Source organism: Plantactinospora sp. B24E8 (assembly GCF_039871735.1).
Lineage (GTDB): Bacteria > Actinomycetota > Actinomycetes > Mycobacteriales > Micromonosporaceae > Plantactinospora.
In genome coordinates, this window is sequence record NZ_JBDPMH010000037.1 from 64,898 (window position 1) to 73,834 (window position 8,937).

Annotated in this window: 6 protein-coding genes; 2 read left to right on the forward strand and 4 right to left on the reverse strand. The window is 73.1% G+C overall.

Features of this window, described 5'->3' with window-relative positions:
- Nucleotides 1–34 precede the first annotated feature (34 nt).
- Nucleotides 35–637, forward strand: a complete 603-nt coding sequence (locus ABGB21_RS31700) for an Rrf2 family transcriptional regulator (RefSeq protein ID WP_347655846.1) — start codon at nt 35–37, stop codon at nt 635–637.
- Between the two features lie 78 nt (nt 638–715).
- A complete protein-coding gene (locus ABGB21_RS31705; RefSeq protein ID WP_347655847.1) occupies nt 716–1,618 on the forward strand; it encodes a MerR family transcriptional regulator in 903 nt (300 codons plus the stop codon).
- A 58-nt stretch (nt 1,619–1,676) separates the two neighbouring features.
- On the opposite strand, the gene ABGB21_RS31710 is transcribed toward ABGB21_RS31705, so the two are convergent.
- From ABGB21_RS31710 to ABGB21_RS31725, 4 genes are all read right to left on the reverse strand, one after another.
- Nucleotides 1,677–2,720: a cation transporter gene (locus tag ABGB21_RS31710; RefSeq protein ID WP_347680907.1), complete on the reverse strand. Its 1,044-nt coding sequence runs from the start codon at nt 2,718–2,720 to the stop codon at nt 1,677–1,679.
- Nucleotides 2,721–2,853: 133 nt separating this feature from the next.
- Nucleotides 2,854–4,284: a pyridoxal-dependent decarboxylase gene (locus ABGB21_RS31715; RefSeq protein WP_347680909.1), complete on the reverse strand. Its 1,431-nt coding sequence runs from the start codon at nt 4,282–4,284 to the stop codon at nt 2,854–2,856.
- A 32-nt stretch (nt 4,285–4,316) separates the two neighbouring features.
- Nucleotides 4,317–5,393, reverse strand: a complete 1,077-nt coding sequence (locus ABGB21_RS31720) for a LacI family DNA-binding transcriptional regulator (protein WP_347680911.1) — start codon at nt 5,391–5,393, stop codon at nt 4,317–4,319.
- A gap of 89 nt (nt 5,394–5,482) precedes the next feature.
- A complete protein-coding gene (locus tag ABGB21_RS31725; RefSeq protein ID WP_347680913.1) occupies nt 5,483–8,494 on the reverse strand; it encodes a glycoside hydrolase family 3 C-terminal domain-containing protein in 3,012 nt (1,003 codons plus the stop codon).
- Nucleotides 8,495–8,937 lie beyond the last annotated feature (443 nt).

Below are 8,937 nucleotides of genomic sequence, written 5' to 3' on the forward strand. Positions count from 1 at the left end.
GGGACGTCCGGACGGGCCGGCTAACCTGTCCGACATGCGTCTCTCCGCCAGGGTCGACTACGCCCTCCGCGCCGTCGCCGAACTCGCCGCACACGCCGAGTCGAGCGGGTTCGGCCCGGAACCGCGCCCCGGTTCCGGTGCCGACGGCGGCCCGGGTTCGGAGGATAGGGCCCTGTCTGCCGGCCGCGGAGCGGGCAACGGCCCGACCCGCCCCGGTGAATCCGGCCGGGGCGGTGGGCCGGTCGGTCGGCCCAGCCCGGTGACCGCCGAACAGATCGCCCGGGCCCAGGAAATTCCGCCGAAGTTCCTGGAGAGCATCCTGCTGCAGTTGCGTCGGGGCGGCATCGTGCACGCCCAGCGCGGCCCGGAGGGCGGCTACTGGCTGGCCCGCCCGGCGACGGAGATCTCGCTCGCCGAGGTCATCCGGGTCATCGACGGCCCGCTGGCGAACATCCGTGGCCAGCGCCCGGAGGACCTCGGGTACCACGGCGCGGCGCGCGCCCTGCAGGAGGTCTGGATCGCGTTGCGGGCCAGCGAGCGGGAGATCCTCGAGCTGGTCACCATCGCCGATGTGGCCGGCGGCAAGCTGCCGGACCGGGTCCGTGACCTCGCCGCGGACCCCAGCGCCTGGACCTGACGCCCCAGGGCGTCGTCCGGGCCGGCCGCGCAGAATCGGACTTGAGTCTCCAGCGGCTGGAAGGTTGATCCTCGTTCCGTGAACGACCGCACCGAGCTGTTCACCATCGGACAGCTCGCCCGACGCACCGGCCTGCCGGTCCGGACCATCCGGTTCTGGTCGGACAGTGGCGTCATCCCGCCGACCGGCCGGTCGACGGGCGGCTACCGGCTCTACGACGCCGAGGCGGTGGCCCGCCTCGACCTGGTCCGGACGCTGCGCGAGCTCGGGCTGGACCTGGACACCGTACGGCGGATCCTGGCCCGGCAGAGTTCGGTGGCGGACGTGGCCCGGGCGCACGCCCAGGCCCTGGACACCGAGATCCGGACGCTGCAGCTGCGTCGGGCCGTGCTGCGGTCGATCGCCGAACGGAACAGCACAACCGAGGAGATGACACTGATGAACAGACTGGCCCGACTCTCCGCCGCGGAGCGGCAGCGGATGATCGACGAGTTCGTCGACCGCGCCTTCGAGGGGATCGACCCGGAGGCGCCCGGGGCCGGTATCGCCCACGCGATGCGGCAGTTGCCGGCCGAGTTGCCCGCCGAACCGACCACCGAGCAGGTGGATGCCTGGCTGGAACTCGCCGAACTGGTTGGCGACCCCGACTTCCAGTTGCGGGCCCGGCAGATGGCGGTGGCGGGCGCGACGAGCGGCGGCGGAGCACCGTCGTTCGACCCGGCCCTGGTCGCCGAGCACGCCGGTGCCGCGCTGCGCGACGGCGTCGCCCCCGAATCGGCGCAGGGCCGCCAGGTCCGGGACCTGATCGTCGGCACCGGGATGTCGGAGGAGGAGCGGCTCCGGGCCGCCGACGAGCTGGCGACCTTCACCGACCGGCGGGTCGAGCGGTACTGGCAGCTGATGGGCGTACTGCACGGCCGGCCGCCGTTCCCCTCGGTGGTGCCGGCCTGGGAGTGGCTGATCGTCGCGCTGCGGGCCTGAGGCCCGGGCTGACGGTGTCGCGGCCGGCCCCGCCGGAGGTGGGGTCGGCCGCTCCGGGTCAGATTGCCAGCAGCACCGTCATCCCCAGGTAGCTGGCGACCAGGATGATCCCCTCGAAGCCGAGTCGGCCCCAGCCGCACGCCTGCCGGACCAGCAGGCCGCCGAGCAGGGTGGTGGTCATGAACAGCCCGACCGTGGTGATCAGCAGGTCGTCGGTGCTGGCCGCGTGGTAGATCGAGCCCTGCCGGTAGGCGACGTCGCCGACGACCAGGGTGATCACGTCCAGGATGTTGCCGCCGAGTACCGCGGCGACCGCGAGGGTCACCGCGCCCTGCCGTACGGCGGCGATCGCGGTGACCGTCTCCGGCAGCCCGTTGACGATCCCGAGCAGCACACCGCCGGTGAACCCGGTGGAGAGGCCGGTGGTCTCCACGAGACTCTCGGCGGCCAGCGAGACGGCCCAGCCGCTGACCGCGACGAAGATCCCGACCAGCGCGAACCGGGTCCAGAGCACGGAGGTGGCCTGCCGGTCGAGCACGCCGTGCTCCTGCGGCACGTCCGGCCGGGTTTCGGTGGTGCCGACCGGATTCCACATCGGCCGGGTGCCTGCGGTACGGATCAGCCGGAGCCCGCCGAGGTAACACGCGACGAGTACGACGGAGACGGGGTGGATCCCCCACACGGTGACGTCGGGGGTGAAGCTGCCGAGCAGGGCCAGCGCCAGCAGTGCCACCAGCAGGCAGCCGAAGAGCAGGTTCGACAGCGACGCGGCGGCGTGTTCGAGGTTGACCCGGCGGTAGAACGCGTCGGCGACCGCGACCGCGGTGGTCTGGGCGGCGATGCCGCCGACCGCGTTGCTGTAGCCGAGTCCCGGATGCCCGGTCGAGGCGGTGACCGCGGTCATCACGATTCCGGACAGCCCGGTGGCCACGCCGAAGAAGACCACCCCGAAGACCGCCTCGCCCCAGCCGGTCCGGTCGGCGAGGGCGTCGCCGAGCGCGACCAGCCGGATGCTGCCGACGATGGTGATCACGCCGCCGACGACGAACACCGCGACGCTCGGCAGGAGCGGCCACGGTACCGACGGCAGGAAACCCGGCATGGGGCGTGGGCTTCCCGGAATGTGACTTTTGATTCCCCGGCGACCTGGAACGTCCGGAGCCGGCGCCCCGATCGACCGGCGTCCCGACCGCCGCCCGCCGCCCGGCGGCCGGATCAGGCCGGATCAGGCCGGATCAGGCCGGACCGGCCGGCACCGCCTCGGTGATCAGCCGCCAGGTCCGCGTCAGGTCCTCCTCCCCGGAGTACGGCGAGCCGACCGCCAGCCGCAGCGTGTACCGGCCGTGGACCCGGGTGTGGGTCAGGTACACCGCACCGTCGGCGTTGACCCGGCGCAGCAGCTCGGCGTTGGCGTCGTCGTCGGCCCGGAGCCGGAAACAGACCAGCGAGAACGGGTGCGGGGCCACCAGTTCGAACCGGTCGTCGGCGCGTACCCGGTCGGCGAAGCGGGCGGCCAGCGCCACCCCCGAGCGGATGTGCGCCCGCAGTCCCTCGACGCCGTACCAGCGGAGCACGAACCACAGTTTCAGGGCCCGGAACCGCCGCCCCAGCGGCACCTGCCAGTCCCGGTAGTCGACCACCGCACCGGACTCGGTCGCCGCGTTGCGCAGGAACTCCGGCATCACGGTCAGCGCCTCGACCAGTTCACCCCGGTCGGCGACCCAGAACGCGTCACAGTCGAAGCCGGTGAGCAGCCACTTGTGCGGGTCGAAGCAGTACGAGTCGGCGTACTCCAGTCCGGCGTGCGACCAGCGCAGTTCGGGGCAGACCGCGGCCGCCCCGGCGTACGCGGCGTCGACGTGCAGCCAGACGCCGTACTCCTGGCAGAGCGCGCCGATCTCGGGCAGCGGGTCGACCGCGGTGGTGGAGGTGGTGCCGACGGTGGCGACGACCGCGGCCGGTACCACCCCGGCGGCCAGGTCCGCCTCGAGCGCGGCGCGCAGCGCCGCCGGGTCCATCGCCAGCGTCTCCGGGTCGACGTCGACGGTCCGGATCCCGGCGTCGCCGAGGCCGGCGATCCGGGCGGCCTTCTCGATCGACGAGTGGCCCTGGCCGGAGGTGTAGACCCGGTACCGCCGGTCGAGCCCGTGGCCACGCCACCGTCCCCGGCTGGCCCGGTGCAGCGCGACGAGGGTGGCCACCAGGGTCGCCGAGGACGCCGAGTCCTGGATCACCCCGCCGCCGGTGCCGGTGGACCGGAACCGGGCCGGCAGGTCGAGCAGTTCGGCGAGCCAGTCCAGCATCACCGTCTCGACCTCGGTGCAGGCCGGACCGGTGGCCCAGAGCATGCCCTGCACCCCGAGCCCGGCGGCGACCAGGTCGCCGAGCACGCTCGGCCCGGAGGTGTTGGCCGGGAAGTAGCCGAAGAACCGGGGATGCTGCCAGTGGGTGACGTGCGGGGTGATCACCGTGTCCAGGTCGGCCAGGATCCGGTCGAACGCCTCGCCCCGCTCGGGTGGACCGGCCGGCAGCCGGGCGGCAACCGTGCCCGGCGGATCCCCGGGCGTCACCGGACGCTGGCCGAGCGTCGTCCAGTAGTCGGCGATCCAGTCGACGACGGCGTGCCCGTGCCGGCGGAACTCCTCCGGCGTCATGTGGATGGTCATGACCAGAGTCGATCAGGAACCCCGAACCCGGATCAAGGTCGGTTCGATCCGGCGCGGGCGGGTTCGCCGGCTGCTGGCGGACCCGAGACGGTCGGCGGCGGTGCGGTGCGGGCCCGTGCGGTGCTGGCCCGCAGCGTCAGCCGGGGATCGAGCAGGGTCGCGTCCGGCACCGGCTCGTCCGCCAGTTTGCGCATCAGCAGCGTCACCGCCTGCCGGCCCACCTCCTCGGCCGGGATCAGTACCGAGGTCAGCGCCGGGTTCGCCCGGTCGGCGACCTCGTCCGGGCAGATCGCCACCACCGAGACGTCGTCCGGCACCCGCCTGCCGAGCAGCGGCAGCGCGGCGAGCACCTGACCGACCGCCGCCTCGTTGTGCACCACCAGGCCGGAGAGGTCCGGATGCCGCTCCAGCAGTCCGGCCAGTTCCCGGTGCACCGCCTCGAAGTGCTCCTCGCACGGCTGGGCGACCGCCTCGACGCCGTGCCGGGCGGCCGCGTCCGTGAACCCGGCCCGGGTCCGGTGCGCGAAGCCGGTGTCCCGGTCGTAGACCACGGCCGGCGCGCCGAGCAGCGCGATCCGGCGGTGCCCGAGACCGGCCAGGTGCTCGACGCAGACCTGACCGGCCCGGTAGAAGTCCAGGTCGACACAGGTCAGCCCGGCCGACTCGGCGGGAAAGCCGATCAGCACGCTCGGCCGTTCCAGGTCACGCAGCAGCGGCACCCGGACGTCGTGCATCTCCACGTCCATCAGCACGATGCCGTCCACCATCGCGCTCGCCGCGATCCGGCGCAGCCCGGTCGGCCCCTCGTCCGCCGTCATCAGCAGGACGTCGTGGTCGAACCGGCGTGCCGTGGTCACCACGGCGGTGGCGAACTGCATCAGCACCGGCAGGTGCATCCCGGAACGCAGCGGCAGCACCAGGGCGATCACGTTGGCCCGGCGGCTGGCCAACGCCCGCGCCCCGGCGTTCGGGTGGTAGCCGAGGACCCGGACGCTGGACAGCACCCGTTCCCGGGTCGAGGCGGAGATCGCCCGTTTGCCGCTGAGCACGTACGACACGGTGCTCACCGCCACCCCGGCGTGCCGGGCCACGTCCGCGATGGTCACCATGTCCGCCCGCTTGCCGGCCGGCCCCGCAGGCCGGGCCGACTGCCGGGGTACGGACCCGGGGCGTGGCGTGGAGTGGGACGACTCGGACACTAGGCGCCTCCCGTGCTTGCCCCGGACCGGGCACCGTCCGGCCCACCGGAGAAGGTCAGCCGACTCACGGTGACGCCGGCGGCGGTGAAGAACAGGTACAGGTCCCGAACCCCGGTCACCTCGGCACACCAGGTCCCGGTCACCTCCCGGGTCAACCCTCCGCCTCCGCCCTCGTCACCGCCGACGTGGTCGCCGCGGGTGTCGGTGCCGCTGCCGGCGGCGTCCTGGCGATCGGCGTCCGGTGCGACGGGGATGGTGCCGACGATCGGTCCCTGGACCGGGTCGTCGAGCCGGAGCAGAAGTTCGGTGCCGCTTGCGGGCAGGTCCCGGCCGCCGACCCGGGCGGTCACCCCGGTCACCCCGGCGCCGAAGTCGACGTCGGAGAACCGGATCCAGCCACCGGCCTCCCGGGCGACGACGGCGGCGTCGTCCGGGCCGTCCGGCAGCGACGCGGTGCCGGCGTACTCGTCGTGGTCGACCGCCCGCAGCGGTGCGTCGAGCGGCTGTCGGGGCCGGGCCGGTTCGCCGTGCACGGTCAGGGTGCCGGTCAGCACGAGATCGGTGCTGGACCGGCCGACCGCGACGGTGTGTCGGGCGTCCTCCACCACGTACCGGCCCCGGACCACGTCCCAGTGGACCAGGTCGGCGGCGCGCAGCGGAAGCCGTACCGTGGTCTGCTCGCCCGGGGCGAGACTCACCCGGGCGAAGCCGCGCAGCTGGCGCAGTGGTTGCTTGACCCGGGAACGGCGCTGTCGGGTGTAGAGCTGCACCACCTCGTCGCCCGGCCGGGTGCCGACGTTGGTCACCCGCACACTGACCTCGATCTCTCCGGCCGCGTCCACCTCGTCCGCGCTCAGCCGCAGATCAGCGTAGGCGAACCGGGCGTAACTCAGCCCGTGGCCGAACGGGTAGAGCGGGGTGCCCCGATGGTAGAGATAGGTCGTGTCGGTGGCTATCACGTCGTAGTCGAACAGGTCGGGCAGCTCGGTCGCGTCGCGATACCAGGTCTGGGTCAACCGGCCCCCCGGGTCGGCGTCGCCGCAGAGCACGGCGGCCAGCGCCGCCCCGTACTCCTGACCGCCGTGGGCCGACCAGCAGATCGCCGGCACCTGCTCGTCGGCCCAGGTCAACGCGTACGGGTAACTGCTGCTGACCACCAGCACGGTACGGGGATTCGCCGCCCGTACCGCCCGCAGCAGGGACTCCTGTCCGGGCGGCAGGGCCAGGTCGGCGCGGTCCTCGGTCTCCCGGCCGCAGACCATCGGATGGTTGCCGAGCACCACCACCGCGACGTCGGCCTCCGCCGCCAGGGTGGCCGCCCCGGCCGCCCCGTCGGCGACCAGTTCGACGGTGAAGCCGGTGCCGTCGGCGGCCCCGACCGCGTCGGCCCGCAGCACACCGTCGGAGTCGACCCGGACGTACCGGTCGCTGGCCAGGTGGTGTAGCACGCTGTCCCCGCCGGGGCGGCCGACAATCCGGAACGTCTCCCGGACCACCCAGCCGCCGGGGCCGGGCCGGTCGTTGACCAGCAGGCCGGTCTCGTCGGCGCCGACGTGTCGCTGGTTGGCCAGCGCGCGGAGCGCCACGATGTCCTGTCCCCAGTCGAAGACCTCGAACAGCGCGTCCGCCGGTACCGTCCCCGGCTCGGCGGACGTCGCCGCCGTCCGGACGGGTGCGCTGCACCGCAGTGGACCGCCGTCGGGATGGTCGGTGGCCCGGACGGCTCCGTCGGCGGTCCGCAGCACCACCCGGTCCGCGCCGGTGTGGTGGGTGACGGTCGCGTGGGCCAACCGGGCGGCCAGCCCGTCGCGGGCGGTGACCGCGTACGGCAGGGTGCCGCTGTACCAGTCCTCGTGGAGGGTGTCCGCCAACGGGCCGAGTACGGCCACCCGGCGCAGCCGGCCCGGGTCGAGCGGCAGCAGCGGCCCGTCACCGGGTACGGCGTCGGTGTTGCGCAGCAGCACGATGGATTGTCGGGCGGCGGTCCGGGCCAGTTCCTGGTGCGCCGGACAGTTGATCACGTCGGTGGTGACCGCGGTGTACGGGTTCCGTTCCGGTGGGTCGAACTCGCCGAGCCGGAACCGGATGGTCAGCAGCCGCCGGACCGCGGTCTCCACGTCGGACTCGTCGAGCAGTCCCCGGTGTAGCGCCTCGCCGATCCGGGCCACGGTCGGCGCCGGGTCGCTGTCGTCCTCGGTGAAGCTGTCGATCCCGGCCCGCAACGCCGCCGCGTACCCGCTCGGATGGTCGGGGAGGAAGTGCTGCGCGCCGGCAATGTTGGAGACCGCGCTGGCGTCGCCGACCACCATGACCTCGTCGTCGGTCCACCGGCGCAGCTCGTTGTTGATCAGTGGACTGAGGTGTGCCGGGCGTCCGTTCACCAGGTTGTACGAGGCCATCACCGCGACGGCCGCCCCGGCCGCGATCGGGGTCCGGAAGGCCGGCAGTTCGTACTCGTGCAGCACCCGGGGCGGCAGGTTGCTGGAGCTGGTGCACCGGTCGGTCTCGTTGTTGTAGCCGAGGAAGTGCTTGAGCGTCGGGGCGGTACGCAGGTACACCGGGTGGTCGCCGCGCAGTCCCCGGGCGTACGCCGTGCCGAGTACGCCGGTGAGCCAGGGGTCTTCGGCGTAGCCCTCCTCGTTGCGGCCCCAGCGCGGGTCGCGCAGTGGGTTGACCACCGGCGCCCAGACGTTGAGGCCGACCCGGGTCGGGTCCTTGGCGTGCAGGCCGCGTACCTCGTCGCCGACGGCGGCGCCGACGGCCCGGAGCAGTTCCGGGTTCCAGGTGCTGCCGAGTCCGACCGCCTGCGGGAAGACGGTGGCCGGGCCGAGCCAGGCGAGCCCGTGCAGCGCCTCCGTCCCGGTCCGGAACGCGGGCAGCCCGAGTCGGGGGACCGGCGCCTGGTACTGGTGCAGCAGGGCGATCCGTTCGTCGAGGGTGAGCTGACCCAGCAGGTCGTCGACCCGTACGTCGAGTGGCCGGTCGGGGTCGAGGTACGTCCTTTCGCTCATGGTGATCACCTTGATTCCGGCTGGTGTCCCCGGCGGCTCGGCCCCGGGGGCGGGCGGGGGGTGTGCGGTGCGGGGTGCGGTGCGGGCTGTGTGGCGCGGGCCGTGCGGTGCGGGTGCGGGGCCGCTGCCGAACCGGCGGAGCGCTGCCGGCATCGCCGCTCGAAGCGCTTCGACGGAGCCGGTGGAAAACTCCGCCGTGGATAACGCTTTCCCACACGTCGCGGCGGAGCAGTTCGAGGTTTCCACCCGCCGTCGTACCGGTCAAGACTTTCGCCAACATCGATCCGTCTGTCGGCGTCGCGCGTCTCGGCGATTTCTAGACGAGTAGTTCCGAAGTCAGGGGTCGATGTCCAGGCATGAGGAGAGGGCATCCAAGATCATGTTGTGACGCAAGACCTGGACACCCTCTTGACCGCACTGTACGTGAAGATCGACGACAGCAT

Excerpts from the sequence above, each read along its gene's own strand:
- ABGB21_RS31700 (WP_347655846.1), top strand. The coding sequence starts at position 35 with ATGCGTCTCTCCGCCAGGGTCGACTACGCCCTCCGCGCCGTCGCCGAA.
- ABGB21_RS31710 (WP_347680907.1), bottom strand. The coding sequence starts at position 2,720 with ATGCCGGGTTTCCTGCCGTCGGTACCGTGGCCGCTCCTGCCGAGCGTC.
- ABGB21_RS31715 (WP_347680909.1), bottom strand. The coding sequence starts at position 4,284 with ATGACCATCCACATGACGCCGGAGGAGTTCCGCCGGCACGGGCACGCC.
- ABGB21_RS31720 (WP_347680911.1), bottom strand. The coding sequence starts at position 5,393 with ATGGTGACCATCGCGGACGTGGCCCGGCACGCCGGGGTGGCGGTGAGC.
- ABGB21_RS31725 (WP_347680913.1), bottom strand. The coding sequence starts at position 8,494 with ATGAGCGAAAGGACGTACCTCGACCCCGACCGGCCACTCGACGTACGG.